Raw genomic sequence first — 23,433 nt, 5'->3', positions numbered from 1 at the left:
GGCATAAATCCGCTAGGTGGCTATAGACCTTGCCATAACCTTATTTTTCAAAAAGCAAATCAGTTCCTGAAATTCTGAGTAATCATGAGGCGGCGGGAGCCGCCTTCCAACACGCCTATGCCTACGCGGCCAAATCGCCGTTGCAATATGTTAGCGCGGTGACCAGGTGAGTTCATTAAGCCTTCGTGCGCAATGGGCAGCGTTGGGGCAAGTGCCAGGTTTTCGCCCGCAATTCTAAATGAAATGTTTGCCTGGCGAATACGGTCAAAAGCATCTTGTCCTTCCGGTGAATGATGCGAGAAATATCCGCGGCTGAACATATCTGCGGAATGCCGCCGCGCCACCTCCCGAAGGCTAGTGTCGGCAACTAGTGGTTGCAGCCCTTGCGCTAGCCGCTCTTTGTTAAGCAGCTCAAGCATTTCTGCTTCCAGGTCAGGGCGTGGTTTGGCATTGGCTACTTTAAAAGGCAATTCCACAGTTTCCTGCGAATCGGTTACTACGTTCATGCCAGTTAAGGTGCGCTCGGCTATCTCATCAAATACAGGACCTAATGCCGTCTCCACACGGTCGGTATAAGCCACAAGGCGGTTGGCCACACTACTCTCCTCCACCTGTGTTTCGATGGTAGTGGGCAAGGGTAAAGCTGCCAATAACATCACAATTATAACAATGGTTACCAGGCCGCTCACAGCCCCCGGAATAATCCCCAACGCCTTATTTACTTTGCTTTGGTGCAGGCTGGCAGGGAGCCTCCCCAGTACCAGGTCGAACAGAAAGTGTATAAACACACTGGCCAGCATGGTTATAATAAAAAATGATACTGGCAGTAACCAGAAACTTTTCCAATCCAGCATCCTCCCCAGCCAATCGGCAAAAGGCGCATAGTAATGTAACCCAACCAGCAAACTTACTACCCACCTAACCAGATCGAGCGTGCCTATAATAAAGCCACGGTACCAGCCGGTAATTAAACTGGCACCAAAAATAAAGATCAGAATAAGGTCTATAAAGTTTATCATACAAAAGAGGCTGGAGCAATTTGTTTACGCATAACCAAGTCAGAATTGTTTTAGATTACCATCTGTATCCTCCCGTTTACAAGCTATTGTATTTAAAATGCTTCGCCAATTCGACCATTTCCCAAATCTATCCGTACACGATGAAGATTTAATAAAATCTTAGAAAAATAAATTTCTCCAAGCTATTTGATCAACAATACTATGAATACTGAGGTATATCCCGGCAGTCCGTATCCTTTGGGTGCGACTTGGGACGGAAAAGGCGTAAATTTTGCATTATATGCTGAAAATGCGAGCAATGTAGAGCTGTGCCTGTTTAAATCGGCAGATGAGCCGGAAGAAAACGTACAAATAAAAATGACGGAGCGGACGCACCACGTCTGGCACACCTACTTGCCCGGTCTTAAACCAGGTCAGTTATACGGTTACCGTGTGCATGGGCCTTACGAACCCGAAGCAGGGCATCGTTTTAACCCCAACAAACTCCTGATTGACCCCTATGCCAAAGCAATATCCGGCACAATAGAGTGGCACGATTCGCTATTCGGTTACGAAGTGGGCCACCCTGACGAAGACCTTAGCTTTAGCACAACCGACAGCGCCCCTTACATTCCAAAATCGGTGGTGGTCGATGCCAATTTCGACTGGGAAGGCGACAAATCACCCAAAGTCCCCTATCACAAATCCATTATCTACGAAACACATGTAAAAGGCTTTACCAAGCAGCACCCCGATATTCCGGAAGAAATAAGAGGCTCTTACGCGGCGTTGGGGCATCCTGTCACCATCAAGTATTTGCAGGAGCTTGGGATTACAGCTATTGAGCTAATGCCGGTGCACCACTTCGTAACTGACCGTTACCTGATAGAAAAAGGCCTGACAAACTACTGGGGATACAACACCATCGGCTTTTTTGCGCCGGATGTGCGCTACTCCAGCAGTGGCGTACTGGGCCAGCAGGTGGTGGAGTTCAAAACCATGGTAAAAGAGCTGCATAAGGCAGGCATCGAAGTTATTTTGGATGTAGTGTATAACCACACCGCCGAAGGAAACCATATGGGGCCTACACTTTCTTTTAAAGGGATTGACAATGCTTCTTATTACCGGTTGGTAGAAGACAACAAACGCTATTACATGGACTACACCGGTACCGGCAACACCATGAATGCCATGCTACCAAGCGTGCTCCGTATCATTATGGATAGCCTGCGCTACTGGATTACCGAAATGCACGTAGACGGCTTCCGTTTCGATCTGGCCTCTACCCTGGCACGGGAGCTCCACGAAGTAGACCGCCTTGGCTCCTTCTTTGATATCATTCACCAAGATCCCATTATATCGCAGGTGAAGCTGATTGCCGAACCTTGGGATGTGGGCGAAGGCGGATACCAGGTAGGTAAGTTTCCGGCAGGCTGGGCCGAATGGAACGGTAAGTACCGCGACTGTATCCGGGATTATTGGCGCGGAGCTGAAAGTATACTAGGTGAGTTTGCCTACCGCTTTACCGGCAGCCCCGACCTTTACCAAGACGACTACCGCAAGCCTACCGCCAGCATCAACTTTGTAACAGCCCACGATGGTTTCACGCTAAACGACCTGGTGTCTTACAACGAAAAGCACAACATGGCCAATGGCGAAGATGGTAATGATGGCGACAACCACAACAGCTCCTGGAACTGCGGCGCAGAAGGCCCAACAGACGATCCGGTAGTAAATGAGCTACGCGCAAAACAGAAGCGAAACTTCCTTACCACGCTCTTCCTCTCTCAGGGAGTACCGATGCTCGTTGCCGGCGATGAAATTGGCCGTACGCAACAAGGTAACAACAACGCCTATTGCCAGGACAACGAAATATCGTGGCTGAACTGGGCCGAAGCCGATACAGAGCTGCTTGAGTTTACCAGAAAACTAATTCATCTGCGCCGGAACCATCCTACTTTCTGCCGTCGTCGCTGGTTTCAGGGGCAACCTATAAAAGGAGTTGGTCTGGAAGATATTGGTTGGTTCTTGCCGGACGGCAAAGAAATGTCGGATGAGCATTGGAACCAGTCGCACGCAAAATCGTTGGCAGTTTTCCTGAATGGGCGTGGTCTCCACTCCAGAGGTCCTAAAGGGGAACAGATGATAGACGACAGTTTCTACCTCATTTTCAACGCGCACTACGAGCCTATCAGCTTTAAACTACCGTTGAAAAAATATGGAGAAGAATGGACCAAAATCCTGGACACCAGTGAGAACCGAGTAGAGGAAGAAGGAATTACATATGGCGCAAGAAAAACCATTAAGGTCGACGGACGCTCTATCGTAGTACTTCATCACCCCATTAATGACAAAGCGAAATAACCGATCCAGGAATATTTTTACAGGAACCACTTTCAGGACATGAGCCGGAAGTGGTTCTTCTTTTCCGGGCCACCCTGCTTTTTACAGCTGCCAGAGGGCATAATCCAGCAATAGAAGAAAGCCCAAGGTAGTCCGAAGCACATGTGTTTCCTACTTGCAATCAAATGTAGCAATTTTCTTATAACTAACATTCGTTTTTATAAAAAGCTTAAAGCATAGCTAACTTTTAATATTATTGTTTAACTTCAACTTCCAGGTCCTTACAAAAACTAAACATTTACATATAAATATTGAATGCTTGGCAATAGTAATTACCAAGCATTTCTGCTTATTACCGAATGTAAAACTTGATAACCGAGGAGCTAAAGAAACAAATGACAGTAAGGTTTAAAAGTTAAATATCCAAAGCCACTTAACCACAATGATCCATAAAGCTTTCATCGTTGATGATGACGAATTAAGTACTTACTTAACGCAGTTCGTGCTGGAAGAAGAGCAACTGGTTGACAATATCACTTGTTACCTGGATGCCGAGAAAGCCTTTAAAGATATAGTAGAACCTATAACGAACGAATTACCAGAACTCATTTTTCTTGACCTGAACATGCCTTACATGAACGGATGGGCATTTTTAGACGCGCTGCAGCCTTATGAGAAAAAACTACATAACCGACTAAAAATATACATTCTCTCATCCTCCATCAATCCCACCGATGTGGCCCGGTCGGAGCAATATAAACTGGTAGCCGGTTTTTTGCACAAACCACTCGAGTCTTCTGTGGTAAATCAGATTAAGAACATGTTCCCCAACTAACACATACTTGTTAAACCTTCAGGAAGGTATTTTCTAATTTGTTTAAACCTGACGTGAGAGTTATTTTCCTTACAAGTACAGCTCCAGCAGCCCGACTGGGTTGCGTCTGGTAAATAAACCAAAACTGGAGCCGAGGGCGGAATCTTTAAGGACTTGGCACTCTTTCGCAAATAAAATTATTCTAATAAAAATGGTCTTCCGGAGGCTTTTTTATTGGAGGAAGACCTAGGACTTTTGCTCCACGACTACATCGAAGGTACTTAGAAGCCTTATACCATTAAAGTTTTGATATTAAATTTAATGGTATAAGTTTAGGTTTAGAAGCCTGTGAAACTGTGCATCAAATTTACTTTTGCTGCATCAGGAGTTTGAGCAGTATGCCGTTGGTCCAGCCAAAACCATCCTGGTTAGGATATTCGCCTCCTCCACCTTCTGCACCGGCATGTTCCACGTCGTACTTTTCCATTAGTTTACCGGTTTGTTTGTATACACGCTTATTGGTGCTTATCCAGTTAGAGGCAATGGTATTTGCAAGCTTGTGATGATTGTAGGCACGCAAACCTTGTATTCCGATCCATTGCAGCGGAGCCCAGCCATTTGGAGAATCCCATTGCTCATCAGTATGCTGCAGGGTAGTTACTAAACCTCCGGGTTTTACAAAATCAGCCTCCAGACGACGAGCTACAGCAGTAGCCTGCTTTTTGGTGGCCATGCAGAAGTACAACGGAAAAGCAGCAGCCAGCACCGGAATATCGGTGGTGGTACCTTTTACAAAATCATAATCATAAAAGAACTCTTCGGTAGGGTTCCAGCAATAGGCCAGAAGTGCCTTTTTACGGGCTTTGGCCTTTTCCTTATAAAAACGTTTTTCCTGCCTGCGCCCTTGCATGTCTGCCATCTCGGCCAGGGTTATTTCCATGTGGTAAAGCAGTGTGTTCAGGTCTACGGGTATAAGATCGACGGTACGGATGGTGGAGAGGTTTTCGCCATCGGCAAACCAGCGGCTGCTAAAATCCCACCCCGATTCGGCAGCTGCTTTCAGGTTGCGGTACACCTCTTCCGGCTGCCGGCCTGAAGCACCTTTGGCCAGCATTACATCTTCTTTATAAGCTTCGGGGCGGGGTGTGGCTTTATCGTCCCAGTAGCGGTTCAGGATGCTGCCATCTGGCAAGCGCACAACCCGCCGATGTGCCTGGTTACCTTCCGACAGCGTACTTTCGCCTTCCATCCAGAAATCATACTCTTTTTTAAGCGCCGGGGCATAGCTTCTGAGCACTTGCTTGCCTTTTTGCTGGGTCAGCACCCGAAGCATAAGGGCATAAAACGGGGGTTGCGACCTAGTAACATAATAGCTGCGGTTGCCATTCGGAATGTGGCCGGTGGTTTGGATCAGGTGCGTAAAATTATCGACCATGTGCTGAATCAGCTCTGTTTTGCCACTTGCCTGTAGGCCGAGCATGGTAAAATAACTGTCCCAGTAGTAAATTTCGCGGAAGCGCCCGCCTGGCACAATATAGGGGTTTGGCAGCGGCAGCAGAGAACCGCCATCGGCTCCCGGCTGGCGGGTTAGCACCGGCCAAAGCTTTTCTATATGCGCCTCTACGGCAAGGCTGGTATCGGAACTGAAGTTGGTGGCTGGCGTTGGAGGCAGTTCAAAATAGCGCAGCACAAAGGCTTTTAAATCGAAACCAGCCTGGGTCCTTGCCTTGCGGTAAGCCTGCACAATGGTTTCAGGGGCAGCACGTGGTACACAATCTACAAATGTTTTAGAATCGGGGAAAACCGGCAGTAACTGCACAGCCTCAAAAAGCTCCTCCAGATCCTCATCGGGGCGGTACTGTGCCTGCAGCGGCAAAACAAACCCCAGCAACAAGAATAACGGAAGTAGAATTTTGGAAAGAGCAGGAAGAGACAGTTTTCTATTTTTCATAGCAGCAGTTTAATTACAGGCACCGGGGCAAATCATGTGCAACCGGACGCGGTAAGCTAGTGTTGTTTGTAGTAACCCTACGAAAAACATAGCATAGTGATTAGCAACAGGCGCTTCAAGCCTCGAATTATGCTAATGAAAAGCCCCTTCCGGAGCCATTTTCCGGCCGGAAGCGGTAAGGTTAAAACTTGGCAAAACGGTACCTGCTGTGATGGCAGAAGCTAAAAATCAGCACGAAACTCACCTAAAAATAGTTGCTCAAAGCGATTTAGACCGGGAAGCAATAAATGTAACGCAAAGGCCCATAAAAGCAATAATAGTAAACGACAAACGCAAACTACTTGCACCTGCCACAAGCCCGATAACCGGAGGCCCCAATAAAAAGCCCAAAAATCCGATGGTAGAAACAGCTGCCAAGGCCATACCTGGCGACATTACCTTCGATTTGCCCGCTGCACTATAGACCAATGGCACCACCGACGACACTCCAAAGCCTACCAGCAAAAATCCGATAATAGAAGACCAGAGATACGGAAAGATTACGGCAATCAGCAGCCCGAGCGCAATTAGCACACCACTGGCCTGCAAGATGCGACGGAGACCAATTTTACTGGCTACCCGGTCTGCCACAAAACGGCCCGAGGCCATGGTGCACATAAAAGCGGTGTAGCCAGCGCCAATCCATGCATTTTCGGCCATCACCACTTTTTTGAAATACACGCCACTCCAATCGAACATGGCTCCTTCGCAGATGAGCGAACAAAAAGCCAACAGTCCCAGGCTCACCAGCGACTTATCTGGCTTCACAAAAATGGGTTGGTCCGGATCAACGTTCACATCCTGCTTCAAAACAAAGCGGGAGCTAAGGGCAACCCCAACAAAGGTGAAGCCCATTATGATCAGAAAATGCTGAACCGGAAGAATGCCATTCCCGATCATGTACGACCCGATAGCGGCACCCGTAAAACCTGCCAGGCTCCACAGCCCATGAAAAGAGGCCATAATGGGTTTATCATACAGCGTTTCCACTCCCACCGCCTGTGTATTTACAGCAATGTTAACTGTGTTAGCCAATATGCCGAAAATGAAAAGCGCCAGTACCAGCAAGAAGATAGATGGAGCAGCACCTACTCCCACCAATACAGCCGCATACAGCACCGCCGACCACACCAGAATGCGCCAGCTTCCTACTTTAGAAATAAGCCAACCTGTAAACGGCAACGACAGCATCTGACCAACGGGCAGGGCAAAAAGCACCATCCCAAGCTGCGTCTCCGACAGCCCCAGTTGCTGTTGAATTGTAGGAATGCGGGAACCCCAACTCGCAAAGCAAATGCCCTGCAAAAAAAACAAAGCTCCTACAGCTTTTCTGTAAGTGCTTCTGGAATAAGTTGAAACTGATATATTGGAAAGCATTGATTCTTAACTATTGGCTGCTACAAAAGCAGAAAATTCAAGCAGCAAAATTATTAAACTTTAAGGATAAAAAACGAATGTTTAAACGTTTAATTATTGACTTTTTTTCAAATTCCTGTTGCTAAAACTGCTCCGGAAGCCCATCATGATAATGATACTTGAGCTTTAGCAATAAAATCCGCAACTATTTTAGCCTTATCTTCATCTTTATACAAAGTTCTAAGTGTGTTTATGTAGATGCATACCTACACCACCGCATCAAAAAGAAAAGCAGGAGAGCCAGAAAACTCGGTTAATCTGCCTATTTTTGCTCTTTGCGCTCTTTACCCTACACTACTTATCGCTACAGCACATGAAAATAACCCGGATCCTACTCTGGCTGCTATGCCTGTTACACCTCAGCAACAGCTTTGCCCAAAACCAGGAGCTGCCTAAAAGAGTAGTTAAATCTTTAAAAAAGACCAAGCCAAACGATATTCGGGACCATATTGCCTACCTGGCCGACGACCGCTTGCAGGGTCGCCTGCCTGGCACTGAAGGATACCAAATGGCCGTTGATTATGTCATTGATCAGTTTAAAGCCATGAAGGTGGAGCCGGCTGGCGAAAACCAAACCTACTTACAACAGGTGCGGCTTCGGCGGGCCACTGCCGGCATTGCTGCCTTTCATCTTCAATCTGCTGATGGTAAAGAAGAAGTTTTAGCAGAAGGCAAAGACTTTGTTGTATATCCGCACCCGGAGCAGGAGCAGGCAACGGTGGAGGCTCCGCTGGTATTTGCCGGCTTTGGCATCAGCGCCCCCGACTTGGGCTACGACGACTACGCGAACCTCGACGCTAAAGGCAAAATTGTGGTGGTACTGCGTGGAGCTCCTGCCAGCTTTCCCTCTACAGTATTCTCTTACAGCACCGACCTCACCACCATTTTGCAGACTGCCGCCGACCACGGAGCGGTAGGTGTCATTATTGGGTCTGCCAATCCTACCAGCGGGCTACCTAACCTCGACCGGGGCGTAAACAGTGTAATGCACGCCGATGGTAAAGTGGCCTTCTCCAGAACTTTTGTCTCTGACCAGTTAAAGGTTCTGGCCCATGTAAGCCATCCTACCTTTCATAAGTTATTGAAAGCCGCCGGACTAGATGCTGTTGCAGTGCCCATTTCGCTGCGAAGTGGTATTACAGCCTCTGCCCCACTCCCATTTACGGGTAGCCTGCGCTATAGCTCCACTTTCCATGATTTCGACAGTTACAATGTGGTAGGCCGTATTGCTGGCTCCGATCCGCAACTGAGTCAGGAGTATGTGGTGCATAGCGCGCACCTCGACCACATGGGTATTGGCAACCCTGTAAACGGCGACTCTATTTACAACGGCGCTCACGATAATGCCTCCGGAGTAGCCAGCCTTTTAGAAATAGCCAACATCTACGCCAGGCTAAAACCAAAAGACAAGCCAAAGCGCTCCGTCCTCATTTTGATGGTAACAGCCGAGGAAATGGGCCTGCTAGGCTCCGCCTACTTCGCCAAATTCCCTACAGTACCAAAGGAGCAGATTGTGGCCAACATCAACACCGACATGCCTACCATTATAGCACCACTGCTGTCGGTAGTGCCGCTGGGGGCAACACATTCGTCTTTAGAAGAACAAGTAGCATCGGCCAGCGCCTATTTCGGGCTGAGCGTGGAGCAGGACCCGGAACCGGAGCAAAATCGCTTTATCCGAAGCGACCAGTATAGCTTTGTGGTGCAGGGCATTCCGGCGCTCCACATAAAATACGGCAACAAAACAGCCGATGGACAGAATAACCTGCACCTGCTCGTGCAGGAATGGCGACCAAAATACTACCATAAGCCACAGGACGACATCAACGGTCTCTTTGATTTTGAAGCCGGCAAAAAATACGTTCAGCTCAACTTCCTGATCGGCTACCAGGTAGCACAACAGCCAGAAAGGCCAACCTGGAAAACCGGCGACTTCTTTGGAGAGCGGTTTGGGAGAGAGTAAACGCTATGAGATGTTGCTTTAGAAGCTAATTATAAAGAAGAAGAAGTAACTGAAGGATTGGTTACTTCTTCTTAATCTTTTGCCAGCCCCTTCCCTTTGTTGCAGAGGTTGTCTCTCTGTGGCTTCCTGCCGCAAAACTATGTTATCAGGCTTAGCCAGTATACAATTCTTCTAATCAAAACCGCCTTCCGGAGGCAAAAAAGAGGCACAGGACCTTTAGATATACTGGCAATGCACTCGCCTGACATGGCGTTTAAAATTTATATTTCTGATTTTGAATTGGGCGCAGCCCTCTGATTTTTCTAATGAAAATAGCCTTCCAGAGCTAAAAAGGCTATAATCAAGGCAAGGCTGCGTAACCTAACTTTACTTTTTCCAGATCAGGAAGGCATGGGTTACACAGTTTATAACTCTTCAGAAAAAAATTTAAAATACTGGTTCATAAAATTATGAACTAAAGAAACTATTCTATACTTTTGTGCTGTTCTTACTACATGAACACAGAAACATACATGGCCTTAACCGAAAGACAAAAAGCACTAGTAGAGAAGATAGGGATTTTCCATGAGCAATCAGGCTTACAACCTGCTGCTGCCCGTGTGTTGGGGCTGCTTTTTGTATCTGATAAGCGAGAGCTTACTTTCGACGAAATTACGGAGATTCTCGGAATTAGCAAAAGTGCTACCAGCAATGCTATCAATCTGCTCCTGCAGACAGACATGATAGATTATACTACTTTCTCTGGCGACAGAAAACGTTACTTCCGCATTAAAGTAGTAAACTGGCGAGAAGGATTAGCCCGTAGAATCAGCCATTTAACCAGTCTAAGTAACTTACTCCGTGAAGTACTCGAAGCCAGAAAAGAATCGGGAACACACGATGATGCCCAACTGGAGGAATTAATCGATTTTATGGACTACATGAACCTGGAACTTCCGAAGCTGGTTGAAAAATGGGAAGCTAAACGCAAATAATTTTTTACCATAATAGTTCATAATTTTCTGAACTAACTAACTATTTTAAAACAATAAAAACCTAAAGAAGTGATTAAGAGATTTTTAACCTTAAGCCTTACCCTTCTGCTCCTGAAGCCTGCCATGGCGCAGGAAACTCCTCAGGCACGGCGACTCAATCTGCAGGAGGCTATCTCGTATGCGCTTGACCACAACGAGGACATACAGAAAGCCTCCTTAGATCAAATCAGCTCTAGATACCAGGTAAAAGAGGCACGCAGCGCAGGCTTGCCACAGGTGGAGATAGCAGGGCAGGGTGTTAAAGCGCTGAAAAAACCAAGGATTGCCTTACCTGCCGACTTTAACCCAGAGGGTACTGGCCCTCTTGTTGCTGAGATGGGTACCGACTATAATATACTAGGAGGGTTTTCAGCATCCCAACTGCTGTTCAGTAAATCATATTTTGTAGGTCTGAAGGCTGCCAAAAGCGCCGAAGATCTGTACCAAATCCGCAAGGAAATGACCACAGAAGAGGTGATTTATAATGTGGGCAGTGCTTATTATCAGGTACTGCAAACCCAGGAGCAGTTTAACACCATCAGAGCCAATTTTGAGCAACTTGAGCAGCTGGAGCGCATTATGCAGCTGCAGTATGAAAACGACTTGGTGAAGAAGGTAGATGTGAACCGGATCAAGGTAAATAAGATAAACCTTGAGAACCAAAAGAAAAGCCTGATGACTTCTTACGAGCAGCAGGAAAATGTGCTTAAGTTCTTTATGGGCATGCCACTGGAGCAGCCTATAATGCTCAGCGGTTCGGCAGAAGACAACCTGCTACCCGTGCAGCCAATGCTAGCCAGAGCTGAGGAGCCGGCTCATAAACGTGCCCAGTTCCAGGTGCTAAACAAGCAAAAGGAGCTGAAGTTGCTGGAGATGGAGAACACCAGGGCAGGATACTACCCTACCCTCTCTGCATTCGGTAATTACAATTACCAGACCATGTACAACGGCAAACTACTTGGCAATTCTACCGCTAGCTGGTTCCCGACCTCGCAGGTAGGCCTGCAATTGACCATACCGGTGTTTGATGGCTTTCGCAAAAAAGCCCAGGTACAGCAGCGGGAAGTGGAAATGCAAAAACTGGACATCGACATGAAGCAATTCAACAAGAACACCCAGGTGGAGCTTACCAATGCCATCGCACAACTCCATAACAGCCAAAGCGCTATTCTAGCACAGGAAGAGAATGTGAAGCTGGCACAAGAAGTATACGACACCACCAACCAGCTCTACAAAGAAGGCCTCTCACCGCTGACTGACCTGCTGAATGCTGAAACATCTCTGCGTGAAGCCCAGACAAACCTGAACAACGAAAGGCTGAAATACAAACTGGCCGAACTTAACTACCTGCAGGCCACAGGTGATTTGGAAAATCTAACTAAATAAGACATATAGGAAATACGAACATGAAGAAGGTAATTTATATTTTGGTTGCGCTAGTTGCTTTGGGTGCCATTGGCTATAAGCTGTTGAACAACAAGGAGCAGATGGCTGCGAATGCCGCTGTAGCCAAAATTAAGAGTGATGCCATACCTGTGACCATTACAGAAGTAGCGTCAGACAAACTTGACAAGTCCTTTACCGCGCAAGGCAACTTCGCCCCTATTCAAAGCCTGACACTCATGTCAGAAACGCAAGGCCAGGTCAAAAGCGTACTTAAGCGCAAAGGCGATAAAGTGAAAGCCGGAGAACTGCTGGTGCAGGTAGAAAGCAACACGATGGCGGCCGACCTGGCCACGGCACAAACAAATGCTGAGAAAGCAAAGCGTGATTTAGAGCGTTACGAGAACCTGGCTGCCGGTGATGCCATCACCAAAAGACAGCTGGAAGATGCCCGCCTGAACGTGAAAACCACTGAAGCCCAGCTAGTGGCTGCTCGCCAACGCCTGACTAAAACACGCATTACCGCTCCTATCAGCGGCGAGATAAATGAGATCTATGTGGAGGTTGGTTCTTACCTGAACCCTGGCACGAAGCTGTACGACATCGTGAATGTGGACAAGCTGAAGCTAAAAGTGAAGGCCTCGGAAAGCGAAGTGCTCCTGATCAACAAAGGCGACAAAGTAACTGTGAAGGCTGATGCCGGATCTGGTGAAGGATACGAAGGCGTGGTAACAGCCATTGCAGCGCAAGCTGACCCTACCCTGAAGTTTGATGTGGAAGTAGAAGTGAAAAACGCCGGAAACAATAACCTGAGAGCAGGTATGTACGGCACTGCTTTCTTCGAAGTAGCCGACCAGCGCGATGCCATGCTGCTGCCACGTGAGGCTATTGTAGGCAGCATCCAGAACCCTAACGTGTACGTGGTGAAAGACGGCGTAGCGAATGCCCGTAAAGTGAGAGTAGGTATGGTGACGCAGAACCAGGTGGAGATTCTGGACGGTGTACAGCCAGGTGAACAGATCGTTCGCAGCGGCCAGATCAACCTTCGAGAAGGTATGAAAGTGACAATGATGAAATAAATTGCTAATGCTGCGAGCATTCCTGCTCGGGCAAAACTATCTCGGGGTCTTTGGCTCTGTACCTAGTGCGAAGCGGCCAAAGGTTGCCCAAATATAACCTCGAGCGAGAGCGCTCACAGTTTTGCAGTTTTAACTTCTTTCTTAAGAACATTTAGAAATGAACATAACCAAATTATCCATACAGCGATCAACCTTGGTGGTGGTGGTATTTACCGTCCTCACACTGCTTGGGGTTGTCAGCTACCAATCGCTCAACTACGAGCTTTTACCAAAATTCAGCCCGCCTGTTCTTAGCGTGAGTACCCTTTATCCAGGTGCATCGCCAAACGAGGTGGAAAATTCCGTAACCAAAGAAATAGAAGACGCACTGTCGTCGCTGGAAAATGTGAAGGAAATGAAGAGTATCTCGCTGGAGAGCTTTTCCATCATCACAATCCAGCTGAACCAGGGCACCAACGTGGACCTGGCCCTGCAGGATGCGCAACGTAAAATAAACACGATCCTAGCCAAATTGCCAGATGACGCAGAAGCGCCCACTCTGAACAAATACGACCTCGACGACTTGCCTATTATTAAGATGGGTGCCACAGCCAATATGTCGCCAGTAGAGTTCTACGATCTGATCGATAAGAAGATCAAACCAGAGCTGTCGCGCATACAAGGTATGGCTGCCATTAAAGTACTTGGTGGCCAGGAGCGTGAGATCAAGGTTAATATCGATGCGAAAAAACTGGAAGCTTATAACCTGTCTATCCTGCAGGTACAGCAAAAGATCAGCAACTCCAACTTGGATTTTCCTACTGGTAAAATCAAGCAGGAAAGTGGCCAGACACAGATTCGACTCGCCGGAAAATTCCAATCGCTGGACCAACTCCGCAGTCTGATCGTTCGTGAAGATCAAAACGGAATTGTACGATTGGCCGATGTGGCGGAAGTACAGGACACGCAGAAGGACACGGAAGTACTAACCCGTGTTAATCAAAGTGCATCAGTGGGTATTACTATTCAGAAGCAATCTGATGCCAATGCTGTGGAAGTAAGCCGCTTAACAAAGGAAACGCTTGCTCAGTTGGAGCAGACGTATGGCGCTGAAGGTCTGCAATTCAATATGGCGAGCGACACTTCCGACTTTACACTAGAAGCTGCGGATTCAGTACTACACGACTTAATGATTGCAGTTATACTGGTGGCGGTGGTAATGTTGCTGTTCCTGCACTCTTTCCGTAACGCTGTGATCGTGATGATTTCTATCCCGGCATCACTCGTAGCAACTTTTATTGCCATGTACCTGCTGGGCTACTCACTTAACCTGATGTCCCTGCTGGCACTATCACTGGTGGTTGGTATCCTGGTAGACGACGCCATTGTGGTGATTGAGAACATTCACCGCCACATGGAGATGGGTAAAAAGCCAGCCCAGGCTGCGTATGATGGTATCCGTGAGATTATGGCTACGGTAACATCTATCACACTCGTAATCGTGGTTGTATTTATCCCGATCGCCCTTTCTACAGGTCTGGTGTCTGATATCCTACGTCAGTTTGCCGTAGTGGTAGCCGTGTCTACAATGATCTCGCTGTTCGTGGCTTTTACCCTGATTCCGCTGCTTGCCAGCCGTTTCTCCAAGCTTGAGCATATTTCGGATAAGAACATCTTTGGCAGGTTTATCCTGGCTTTCGAGCGCTTCCTGGACCGTGTAATCGATGTCTTCACAGCTGCGCTTAAATGGGCATTTAATCACAAGTTCATAACGTTAGCCGCAACATTCTTGCTATTGATTGCTTCCTTTATGCTGGTACCGTTCGGGTTCATCGGATCTGAGTTTATTCCTGCCGGTGACCGTGGTGAAGTAAGTCTCCAGTTGGAACTGCCGAAAAATGCTACTGTGGAGCAGACAAACTTTGCTACAAAGCAGGTGGAAGAATACCTGCAGTCTATACCTGAAGTAGAGAAAATATTTACCACGGTAGGTACAACTTCATCAGCGCAGGAAGGACAGAACACCGCGTATAAGGCAGAAGTGTCTGTTACTCTTGTTGATGTAAAGAAGCGAGACTTCAGCACCAACCAGTTTAGCCGCCAGGCCAAAGCTGATATTGAAAGCAAAATTCCGGATGTGGAAGTGACGCCTATTCCAGTAGGCCTTGTAGGAAACTCTCAGGCCCCTATCCAGATTATCATCTCTGGCTCTAACCTGGACTCAGTGATGGCATTCTCGAAGAAGGTGATGGAAATTACTGAAAATGTAGATGGTACTGTTGACGTAGAGACTTCGGTGGAAGGTGGTAACCCTGAAATTGAAGTGGTAGTGGATCGTGACAAGATGGCCAATGTTGGTCTTTCGCTGGAAAACGTAGGTGCAAGCATGCAGCTGGCATTCAGCGGTAACTCCGACATAACGTTCCGCTCCGGTACAGAAGACTACGACATCAACATCCGTCTGGATGAGTTCGACCGCCGTAGCGTAACCGACATTGCTAACCTGTCATTCGTGAACAACATGGGGCAGCTGGTACGTCTGGGTCAGTTCGCCGATATTCGCCAGTCAACTGGTCCCTCACAGCTCGAGCGTTACAACCGTGTAACTTCTGTAAACGTGAACTCACAGATAATTGGCCGCCCTTCTGGTTCGGTAGGTACTGAGATCCAGGAAAAACTGGCTGATGTAAATATGCCAGCAGGTGTGAGCGTGGAGTTTGGTGGTGATCTTAAGAACCAGAGTGAAGGTTTCGGTACGCTGGGTATCGCCTTACTGGCCTCAATCATCTTCGTGTACCTGATTATGGTGGCGCTTTACGACTCATACGTGTATCCGCTTGTGGTATTGTTCTCTATCCCACTGGCGATCATTGGAGCCCTGCTTGCCCTGGCGCTGGCTGCCCAATCCTTGAGCATCTTCTCGATCCTGGGCATTATCATGATGATCGGTCTGGTTGCGAAAAATGCGATCATGGTAGTAGACTTTACCAATAAGATGAAGGATGAGGGAGCACATGTGAAAGATGCCTTGATTGAAGCTGTAAGAATCCGTTTCCGCCCGATCCTTATGACGACGCTGGCGATGGTAATCGGTATGTTGCCGATCGCGCTAGCAGGTGGTTCGGTAGCCGCTACTAAAAACGGTCTGGCCTGGGCCTTGATCGGTGGTCTGAGTTCATCCATGTTCCTGACACTGATCGTGGTACCGATCATCTACTACGGCTTCGACCGAATACTGGCCAAGTTTGGCTTGGACAAGAAAACAGTCATCTATCTGGAAGACAAAACCATAGAAGAGCTGGAGAACGAAACAGCCGAGCTGGAAGGCAAAAAGATGGCTCACGCTATTTAGTAATAAAAAGATTTGTGTTAAGTGTAACTTGAAAAGTGCAGCTGCTATGCGGCTGCACTTTTTTTGTGCAGTTTACATCTCTGTCTGCCCCTGCAGAGCATTAAAATCTTCCTGTAAGGCAGTTATTCTGTTGTTTTCTGCTTTGCTTAACGCTGTGCCTAAAGCTCCTTTGCGGTCGTTTAGCGATTTTAAAACAGCTTTAGCATGCTCCCAGTCTGCCTCTGACCAGGTGCTGCGGCGGGTTCGGACACTTTCAATCAAATTAATATAAGCCGGGCGAATGGTATTGGCAGTCAGGCTTTCTATTTCGGCGTACTGCCCTAACAAATCTCGTTTCCATTGCTCCAGGTTTTCACTTTCGTGTTGCAGCGTATCTGTTTGCACCGGTGCCGGCTTCGTCTCCAGTGTTTGGGCCATACTCACAGGCAGGACGATCAGTCCCATAAATATGGTTAAGAGTAATTTTTTCATCTTTGAGTTTGGTATAATGGTACCTTTTATACGCAGGATGTAAGGCCGAGGAGAGTGCCCCCGCACCTTGTACAAGCCGATAAGTGCAGTATCTTCTAAAAAGCGACTAAGTAATTACGAAAAATGAAGTAGGGGCTATACAAACTGGTCCTAATAAAGTATTTTTGCAGCCAATTAATTCTTATCGAAACAAAAAGCAGGCACAGTAGCAGCGCATTTATGCACAGAGGAGAGATCGTAAAAGAGGCCATTAAGGCAAGTGGCATAGCAGTAGGTGTGGTAGCCGACAGAGTGGGGCTCAGCAGAAGAACCCTCTACAATAAATTTAAAGAAAACAGTATTCCATACAGCCTTATCCTAAAAATAGGAGAAGTTATTCATCATGATTTCTCAGAGGAATTTCCGCACCTGGGCCGGAAAGTAAAAAAGGAAGCTTCTGCCATTGCTCCCTTGGCTGCCCCTGTTAATCTGGAACTCTCTTTTGATGGGAAACAGGAAGCTCCCCTCCTCCTGGCTGACGCAGCAGAATTAACACCACGCGAACCTGCCACCACACGTACTGTGCAGGAGTGTGAAGCCGAAATGATTGTGCTGCAACGCAAGTACATTGCCTTGCTAGAGAAATTTAACGAGTTACTTTTAAAGACAAGCTAGAGTCTATTTCCTTTTCTATTCCAAAATAGAAAGAGATTATTCTCTTTGCGGCGGAAGCATATTTATGGCTAAATCCTGAAACAACTCCCTGGTATTGTTTTTTGGTTATCGCTTCCGGTGGAATACCTACTACGGCTGTTGTTCAGGAAGCGGCTCATTATCTTGAGCTGGCTGCTCGTAACCGGCCCTGAATATAGCGACAGCAGTACCTTTACTATAGAGTGTTAGCAAATCGCCGGCTATTGTATAGGTATTTACTCTCTCCAGCACCGCCATTAGGTAATTTTCAACTTCCATATCAGGGCAGGCCATTCGGGTAGAACCTAGCTGCTGCAGTGTAAGGTGGTCGCCTTTAAGCGTATAGGTGCCAAAAAAGTTATTACAGCCGGCATAGCCTTTTACTTTATTATTTTTACTATCGAAATGGATATAGCTGGTGCGGGTATTAGGCGCGGCGGGCACTTCCTGTTCTTCAAAAGATAATAATACCCAATCAGTATCTTGAAGCGTGTTTTGTTCGCCAGCCACATCTGCGTGGCGCACTGTACAAGACACCATTAGCGCGAAGCTAAAAACAAGGGCCATCTGGAGAATAGTTCTGTTTAATTTCATGGTGTAGGTGTAAAATTGGCTCATGATTAACAAGCTCTTGTACGCATCTTAAGAGCAGAGTGTGCTGCCCCAGCACTTTTTATCTAACAAAGAAAGCTAAAATTAAGCATAAAGAAAGTAGCCTTAGCTGGTTATCAAGATTCTAATAAATTAAAATATGCTACATCACATGCCGCTTTTCCGAAAGTCTAACTTTATTTAATATACCTACCTGGCTGAAGGATATCGCCTTTGTGCAAGTACTAAAACAAAAAAGGGACCTGCCCAGTTTGGCAGGTCCCTTTTTGTAATTTTTAAGCCTTAGCCTCTCAGATCGCTTTGGCTGTAATCGCTGGCGGCAGAATCGGCAGACCAGTTTGGTCCTGATCTGTGCCCGTCATTGCGGCGACTGGATGTAGGATAATTGTTGCTGGTATGATCAAACAAATCGTCATCCTGGTTGTTTTTTCTACTGTTGGAGCTATACCCGCTCTGCTGGTTAGCATAATTCGGACGATCGGCGTTATAACGCGTAGGCTCGTAACCTTCGCTACGGCGACTACTTTGGCGTGATGGATCGTAGTTATTATCCCAGCGGCTATTACGGTGCTCTCCACTGTCCTGGTAGCCATGGTCTAACTGGTCTCCACGCCCTTCGTGCTGCCCATAAGAGTTGTATTCAGCACGATTATGCTCATCACGGCCGTACTCATTGTACCGGCGACCCTGGCCACCGGCCTGGTAGCTATTATCTTGTCGGCTATAGCGGTTTTGATCGTAATTGCTGTTTCTTCTATAGTCGTCAGACTCGCTGCGCCAGCCCTGGTCCTGGGTTCTGCCGTAACCACCATTGCGGTTGTTGCCCATGTAAGGGTTCGGGTCGCCGTAGCGGTAGTTGCTGTTATCGTTTTGGTCAGATTGGCTGTTGCTGCTTCTGCCCTGCCAATTAGAACCGTAATTTTGGCTGCCACTGCCCCTGTTACTCTCGTTATTGTAGGAACGTGATGACTTGTTTCTATCGTTTTGGTTATCGGACCAATAGCTGTTCTCACCATAGCCACCTACCGGACCAGAAGTGTTCTGACCATAATAAGAGCCTTCGGTGCTTTTCACATTCCGGTACTCATGCCCTTGGTCAGGCATACCATAATAGTTGCCTCTGCTTTCGTACCTGCTCTGGTAATTTGATAAATGATGATCTTGTTGTTTATTCTGGTTGCGTCTGTATTGTTGTTCCCTGTCGTAATTTCTCTCGTCGTTTTTCATAGGTCGTATAATTTTAATGTGGTTATCTGATCTTCTTTTAACGAACAGAACTTGTTAGTGTTGGAACAAATGCCTGAAAACCCGAATTACCAAAACTACTATTGCAGCCCTTTTACTTCCAGCTTCCAATAAAAGGCAAGAACAAATGTTAGTCTAGTTATCAATTGCAGCAAAAAACTCTACATTATAGATTAAATCTATATAAAATCAATATTATCTATAATCAATTTGAGAGCGGAAACAGTATACTGTAGAAGGTAAATAGTCGATACACCAAACGCAAACTTATTATGATCGAACATCAAAACGGAAACCAACAGCAGGGCCAGGCTTCGGGCACTCCTAAAACAAATGGGCAGCATGGTGACGAAAACAACATGCTAACCACGCGGCAGGGCCACCCGGTTACCGACAATCAAAACATTCGGACAGTTGGCAGCCGAGGGCCAGCTACCATGGAGAACTATCATTTTATTGAGAAGATCTCCCACTTCGACCGTGAGCGTGTTCCAGAGCGTGTAGTGCATGCCAGAGGAGCCGGGGCGCATGGAGTTTTCGTGGCGTATGGTAAGGTTGGTGACGAACCTATTGCCAAATACACGCGCGCTAAACTGTTTCAGGAAGAGGGAAAAGAGACACCTGTTTTTGTACGCTTTTCTACTGTAGGTCATGGCACACACTCTCCCGAAACCTTACGTGACCCTCGTGGTTTTGCCGTTAAGTTCTATACTGAAGACGGAAACTGGGATCTGGTAGGAAACAACCTGAAGATTTTCTTTATCCGGGATGCCATGAAATTCCCGGATCTAATTCACTCCCAAAAGCCAGATCCGGTAACGAACATCCAGAGCGGCGAACGCATTTTTGATTTTATCAGTAATACCCCCGAATCTACCCATATGGCTACTTTCCTGTTTTCGCCATGGGGTATACCGGCTAACTACCGCCAGATGCAGGGCTCTGGCGTAAACACCTACAAATGGGTGAATAAAGATGGGGAAGCCGTTTTAATTAAGTACCACTGGGAGCCACTGAAGCAAGGTATCCGCAATCTGACGCAGAAGGAGGCCGAAGAAATTCAGGGCAAAAACTTTAACCATGCCACTCAGGATTTGTACGAAGCCATTGAAAAAGGTGATTTCCCGGAATGGGAGCTGTGTGTGCAGATCATGAGCGACGATGATCATCCGGAACTTGACTTCGACCCACTTGATGACACTAAACTTTGGCCGGCAGATCAATTCCCGTTTTTGCCTGTGGGCAAAATGACCTTGAACAGAAACCCTGTGGATTATTTTAACGAAGTGGAACTTTCGGCTTTTGGAACAGGCGTTCTGGTAGACGGACTTGACTTTTCTGACGATAAAATGCTGCAGGGCCGCACCTTCTCCTACTCCGATACGCAGCGCTACAGGGTTGGAGCCAATTACCTGCAATTGCCTATAAACGCACCGCGAACCAAGGTGGCTACAAACCAACGTGGCGGACAAATGGCCTATAAAACTGACTTTGCCGAAGGCCAGAACATCCACATTAACTACGAGCCTTCAACGCTAAACGGACTGAAAGAAGCTCCTAAGGCAGGCAAAGATCACTCCCCTCGCTACGAGGCCAACCTGGTGCGCCAAAAGATAGAACGTGCCAACGACTTTAAGCAGGCTGGCGAAACATATCGTAATTTTGAGGATTGGGAACGCGATGAGTTAATTTTGAACCTCTCAAACACTCTGGCTGCTGCCGATAAGCGCATTCAGGATCAAATGATAGAAAACTTTACCAAGGCCGATGAAGATTATGGTCGCCGAGTGGCAGAAGGTATAAAAGAAGCCACCGCCAAAATGAAGGCCATGAAGCAAAAGGTTGAAGGCACCGATGGTCCGATAGGAAACACATCGGCAAAAGAAGGTGTACAGGACGCTCAGGAAAAATCACATGAGGCAAAACCTTATTAATTTTATCTGAAGCTACTTTTGTAAAAAGGCTGTTCTGCTTGTAGCGGAACAGCCTTTTTGTTTTTGCAAGTGCCTGATACTTTAGGCTCTAAAGTAAAATTATTCTAATGAAATAGGGCTTCCGGAGCCTTCATATGCAAACAGGAGCGCAGGCTTTATAAATAATTGGAAAGTGTTTAACTTGGGCTTTTGCTACAGCTACATGAAGATACTGCTTCTCTCTTTCCTCTTCCTGATTAGTTTTAAAACCGCTTTGGGTGCCCAAACAGATTCTATAGCGGCGAGGCAGGATATTGCGGCATTTCAGGAGGAGTTGAATATAGCTTACCGGAACCCTGAAAAATCGCCCTTACCGCCGGAGGCTGTTGCCAGCTTTAGCGCTCACGACTTTTTCCCAGTGAACCTGTCGTATAGGGTACAGGCCAAATTTATTCGCACAGAGAACGAAGCCGTTTTTAGGATGAAAACCTCTACCGACAGGTTACCCGAGTATGTTAAATACGGCGAGGCTGTTTTTGAACTTGAAGGCAAGTCCTACAAACTGAGCATTTACCAGAACATTGCGCTTCATAAAACAGAGCAATATAAAAATCATTTATTCCTACCTTTTACCGACCTGACCAACGGGCACCAAACCTACGGCGGAGGTCGCTACCTCGATTTATCGATTCCAGCAGGAGATATCATCCTGATCGATTTCAACAAGGCGTATAACCCCTACTGCGCTTACTCTCCCCGCTACTCCTGCCCTGTTCCACCTCGCGAAAACCACCTGAATACTCCCATTGTGGCAGGCATAAAACTGGAGGGTAAGAACTAAAACTCTTAAAACAGCTCCTGAAGGCCTCTTTCATTAGAAACATTTGGCTTAGAAGTAAAATTGAGTTCCACTCAGATTTAAGTAACCAGAAGTCACCCTGTTAATTGCCTGGCTTGCCCAGCCTTTGCCCAATAGGTGCGCAGCTGCCGTAGCGGGTGCACTTCTTGCTTCTGAACCAAAGCTTGCCTATCGTCCTTTGCGTTCAATTTATCCTAGTATTAACATCCTTTAATTCTGCTTTTGGTTTTTAAATAAGTCTGTACCTTTGCAGCACCTTGCCTCTGAACATCAAAAATGGCTGGTTTTAGTCTTTTTTAACAATAGCATGAAGAAGTTAATTAGTATTATTTTTATGTCGCTGCTGTGTGTTGGCCAGGTATTTGCCTGGGGCCAGAATGGGCACCGAGCCGTAGGACTAGTGGCTGAGCAGCACCTAAGCAAAAAAGCCCGAAAAAAGGTAATGGCCGTTCTCGAAAACAATTCTCTTGCCGAGGTGTCTAACTGGATGGACGACATTAAATCGGATGATGCCTATAACCACACCCATGACTGGCACTGGGTTACCATTCCGGATGGCATGCGCTATGAAGAAGCTGCCAAAAACCCGAATGGCGACCTTATTATTAAAATTGAAGAAATTGTAACAGCCCTGAAGGCTAGAAACCTGCCGCTCCAAACAGAGCAGGAGTACCTGAAGTATTTAGTGCACCTGGTAGGTGACCTGCACCAGCCTATGCACGTAGGTGGCAAAGACGATCAGGGAGGAAACGCCGTGAAAGTGCTCTGGTTTGGGCAACCTTCGAACCTGCACCGCGTGTGGGACAGCGACATGATTGACGGCAAGAACCTGAGTTATACCGAGCTTACCTCTTTTTTAGGTAAACCAGCCAAGCAACAGGTAAAAGAGTGGCAGACTACCTCCGTCCGACAGTGGGCTTACGGTATGATGCCTTACCGGGAGGCTATATACACCTTACCCGCCGAAAATAAGCTCAGCTACCGCTACTCATACGAACACTTTGGTACCGTTAAATATTGCCTGCTACAAGGCGGAGTTAGACTTGCCGGCCTGCTGAATGAGATATACGGTTAAACAACTATATTTATGAAGCTCCGACATCTTTCTATTTTCATATAGCTTATGAACTAAAAAATAAGATAACCTTAGAATAATTCACAAAAAGCGGCGCCTTTACAACATATGTGAAGGCGCCGCTTTTTTTTGCCCAATTTTGCTATATAACCCTTTTTATAGCTGTTCCATTTTGCCATTTCTACCCTATTTTGCCCCTACTTTGCCTGTACTTAAAAACATTTCGCCTCTAAAAATAGTTATCTAGCAAAAATAC

General features: G+C 46.9%; 17 protein-coding genes. 11 read left to right on the top strand and 6 right to left on the bottom strand.

Annotated features, from left to right (window positions below):
* Nucleotides 1-59: 59 nt before the first annotated feature.
* Nucleotides 60-1,019, bottom strand: a complete 960-nt coding sequence (locus ACMA1I_RS14780) for a CvpA family protein (RefSeq protein WP_337069153.1) — start codon at nt 1,017-1,019, stop codon at nt 60-62.
* A gap of 201 nt (nt 1,020-1,220) precedes the next feature.
* On the opposite strand from ACMA1I_RS14780, the gene glgX reads away from it, so the two are divergent.
* Both glgX and ACMA1I_RS14770 read left to right on the top strand, forming a co-directional pair.
* Nucleotides 1,221-3,362: a glycogen debranching protein GlgX gene (glgX, locus tag ACMA1I_RS14775; protein WP_337069152.1), complete on the top strand. Its 2,142-nt coding sequence runs from the start codon at nt 1,221-1,223 to the stop codon at nt 3,360-3,362.
* Between the two features lie 421 nt (nt 3,363-3,783).
* Entirely contained in the window at nt 3,784-4,176 is a 393-nt protein-coding gene (locus ACMA1I_RS14770) for a response regulator (protein ID WP_337069151.1), read from the top strand.
* A 346-nt stretch (nt 4,177-4,522) separates the two neighbouring features.
* Here ACMA1I_RS14770 and treF read toward each other — a convergent pair whose 3' ends face one another.
* Nucleotides 4,523-6,106: an alpha,alpha-trehalase TreF gene (gene treF / locus ACMA1I_RS14765; protein WP_337069150.1), complete on the bottom strand. Its 1,584-nt coding sequence runs from the start codon at nt 6,104-6,106 to the stop codon at nt 4,523-4,525.
* 258 nt (nt 6,107-6,364) lie between these two features.
* Nucleotides 6,365-7,522 (bottom strand): MFS transporter, encoded by a 1,158-nt coding sequence (locus ACMA1I_RS14760; protein WP_337069149.1) that lies wholly within the window; start codon nt 7,520-7,522, stop codon nt 6,365-6,367.
* Between the two features lie 352 nt (nt 7,523-7,874).
* Between ACMA1I_RS14760 and ACMA1I_RS14755 the strand changes: the two genes are divergently transcribed.
* From ACMA1I_RS14755 to ACMA1I_RS14735, 5 genes are all read left to right on the top strand, one after another.
* Entirely contained in the window at nt 7,875-9,524 is a 1,650-nt protein-coding gene (locus ACMA1I_RS14755; RefSeq protein ID WP_337069148.1) for a M28 family peptidase, read from the top strand.
* A 494-nt stretch (nt 9,525-10,018) separates the two neighbouring features.
* Entirely contained in the window at nt 10,019-10,498 is a 480-nt protein-coding gene (locus ACMA1I_RS14750; protein WP_337069147.1) for a GbsR/MarR family transcriptional regulator, read from the top strand.
* 69 nt (nt 10,499-10,567) lie between these two features.
* Entirely contained in the window at nt 10,568-11,923 is a 1,356-nt protein-coding gene (locus ACMA1I_RS14745; protein WP_337069146.1) for a TolC family protein, read from the top strand.
* Nucleotides 11,924-11,943: 20 nt separating this feature from the next.
* Nucleotides 11,944-12,999, top strand: a complete 1,056-nt coding sequence (locus tag ACMA1I_RS14740) for an efflux RND transporter periplasmic adaptor subunit (RefSeq protein WP_337069145.1) — start codon at nt 11,944-11,946, stop codon at nt 12,997-12,999.
* Nucleotides 13,000-13,156: 157 nt separating this feature from the next.
* Nucleotides 13,157-16,330 (top strand): efflux RND transporter permease subunit, encoded by a 3,174-nt coding sequence (locus ACMA1I_RS14735; protein ID WP_337069144.1) that lies wholly within the window; start codon nt 13,157-13,159, stop codon nt 16,328-16,330.
* 72 nt (nt 16,331-16,402) lie between these two features.
* Here ACMA1I_RS14735 and ACMA1I_RS14730 read toward each other — a convergent pair whose 3' ends face one another.
* A complete protein-coding gene (locus tag ACMA1I_RS14730) occupies nt 16,403-16,801 on the bottom strand; it encodes a hypothetical protein (protein WP_337069143.1) in 399 nt (132 codons plus the stop codon).
* Nucleotides 16,802-17,020: 219 nt separating this feature from the next.
* On the opposite strand from ACMA1I_RS14730, the gene ACMA1I_RS14725 reads away from it, so the two are divergent.
* The gene (locus ACMA1I_RS14725; protein WP_337069142.1) at nt 17,021-17,455 is read left to right on the top strand and encodes a hypothetical protein; all 435 of its coding nucleotides are present in this window, start codon (nt 17,021-17,023) and stop codon (nt 17,453-17,455) included.
* Nucleotides 17,456-17,584: 129 nt separating this feature from the next.
* On the opposite strand, the gene ACMA1I_RS14720 is transcribed toward ACMA1I_RS14725, so the two are convergent.
* Both ACMA1I_RS14720 and ACMA1I_RS14715 read right to left on the bottom strand, forming a co-directional pair.
* Nucleotides 17,585-18,067 (bottom strand): META domain-containing protein, encoded by a 483-nt coding sequence (locus ACMA1I_RS14720; RefSeq protein ID WP_337069141.1) that lies wholly within the window; start codon nt 18,065-18,067, stop codon nt 17,585-17,587.
* 300 nt (nt 18,068-18,367) lie between these two features.
* Nucleotides 18,368-19,312 carry a hypothetical protein gene (locus ACMA1I_RS14715; RefSeq protein WP_337069140.1) on the bottom strand — a complete coding sequence of 315 codons (945 nt, stop codon included), beginning with the start codon at nt 19,310-19,312 and terminating at the stop codon, nt 18,368-18,370.
* 290 nt (nt 19,313-19,602) lie between these two features.
* Between ACMA1I_RS14715 and ACMA1I_RS14710 the strand changes: the two genes are divergently transcribed.
* The 3 genes from ACMA1I_RS14710 (at nt 19,603) to ACMA1I_RS14700 (ending at nt 23,177) form a co-directional block, all read left to right on the top strand.
* The gene (locus ACMA1I_RS14710) at nt 19,603-21,264 is read left to right on the top strand and encodes a catalase (protein ID WP_414703921.1); all 1,662 of its coding nucleotides are present in this window, start codon (nt 19,603-19,605) and stop codon (nt 21,262-21,264) included.
* A gap of 202 nt (nt 21,265-21,466) precedes the next feature.
* Entirely contained in the window at nt 21,467-22,084 is a 618-nt protein-coding gene (locus ACMA1I_RS14705; RefSeq protein ID WP_337069139.1) for a DUF1684 domain-containing protein, read from the top strand.
* Nucleotides 22,085-22,409: 325 nt separating this feature from the next.
* The gene (locus ACMA1I_RS14700) at nt 22,410-23,177 is read left to right on the top strand and encodes a S1/P1 nuclease (protein ID WP_337069138.1); all 768 of its coding nucleotides are present in this window, start codon (nt 22,410-22,412) and stop codon (nt 23,175-23,177) included.
* Nucleotides 23,178-23,433 lie beyond the last annotated feature (256 nt).

It is taken from the genome of Pontibacter sp. 13R65, assembly GCF_047525655.1.
Lineage (GTDB): Bacteria > Bacteroidota > Bacteroidia > Cytophagales > Hymenobacteraceae > Pontibacter.
This window is presented reverse-complemented; position numbering and strand designations above follow the sequence as displayed.

Bases quoted from the DNA above. Each gene is read 5' to 3' on its own strand.
- ACMA1I_RS14705 (WP_337069139.1), top strand. From the start codon at position 21,467: ATGAAGATACTGCTTCTCTCTTTCCTCTTCCTGATTAGTTTTAAAACC.
- ACMA1I_RS14720 (WP_337069141.1), bottom strand. From the start codon at position 18,067: ATGAAATTAAACAGAACTATTCTCCAGATGGCCCTTGTTTTTAGCTTC.
- ACMA1I_RS14725 (WP_337069142.1), top strand. From the start codon at position 17,021: ATGCACAGAGGAGAGATCGTAAAAGAGGCCATTAAGGCAAGTGGCATA.
- ACMA1I_RS14770 (WP_337069151.1), top strand. From the start codon at position 3,784: ATGATCCATAAAGCTTTCATCGTTGATGATGACGAATTAAGTACTTAC.
- ACMA1I_RS14730 (WP_337069143.1), bottom strand. From the start codon at position 16,801: ATGAAAAAATTACTCTTAACCATATTTATGGGACTGATCGTCCTGCCT.
- ACMA1I_RS14710 (WP_414703921.1), top strand. From the start codon at position 19,603: ATGATCGAACATCAAAACGGAAACCAACAGCAGGGCCAGGCTTCGGGC.
- ACMA1I_RS14755 (WP_337069148.1), top strand. From the start codon at position 7,875: ATGAAAATAACCCGGATCCTACTCTGGCTGCTATGCCTGTTACACCTC.
- treF (WP_337069150.1), bottom strand. From the start codon at position 6,106: ATGAAAAATAGAAAACTGTCTCTTCCTGCTCTTTCCAAAATTCTACTT.
- ACMA1I_RS14715 (WP_337069140.1), bottom strand. From the start codon at position 19,312: ATGAAAAACGACGAGAGAAATTACGACAGGGAACAACAATACAGACGC.
- ACMA1I_RS14760 (WP_337069149.1), bottom strand. From the start codon at position 7,522: ATGCTTTCCAATATATCAGTTTCAACTTATTCCAGAAGCACTTACAGA.
- ACMA1I_RS14700 (WP_337069138.1), top strand. From the start codon at position 22,410: ATGAAGAAGTTAATTAGTATTATTTTTATGTCGCTGCTGTGTGTTGGC.
- ACMA1I_RS14740 (WP_337069145.1), top strand. From the start codon at position 11,944: ATGAAGAAGGTAATTTATATTTTGGTTGCGCTAGTTGCTTTGGGTGCC.
- ACMA1I_RS14780 (WP_337069153.1), bottom strand. From the start codon at position 1,019: ATGATAAACTTTATAGACCTTATTCTGATCTTTATTTTTGGTGCCAGT.
- ACMA1I_RS14750 (WP_337069147.1), top strand. From the start codon at position 10,019: ATGAACACAGAAACATACATGGCCTTAACCGAAAGACAAAAAGCACTA.
- ACMA1I_RS14735 (WP_337069144.1), top strand. From the start codon at position 13,157: ATGAACATAACCAAATTATCCATACAGCGATCAACCTTGGTGGTGGTG.
- glgX (WP_337069152.1), top strand. From the start codon at position 1,221: ATGAATACTGAGGTATATCCCGGCAGTCCGTATCCTTTGGGTGCGACT.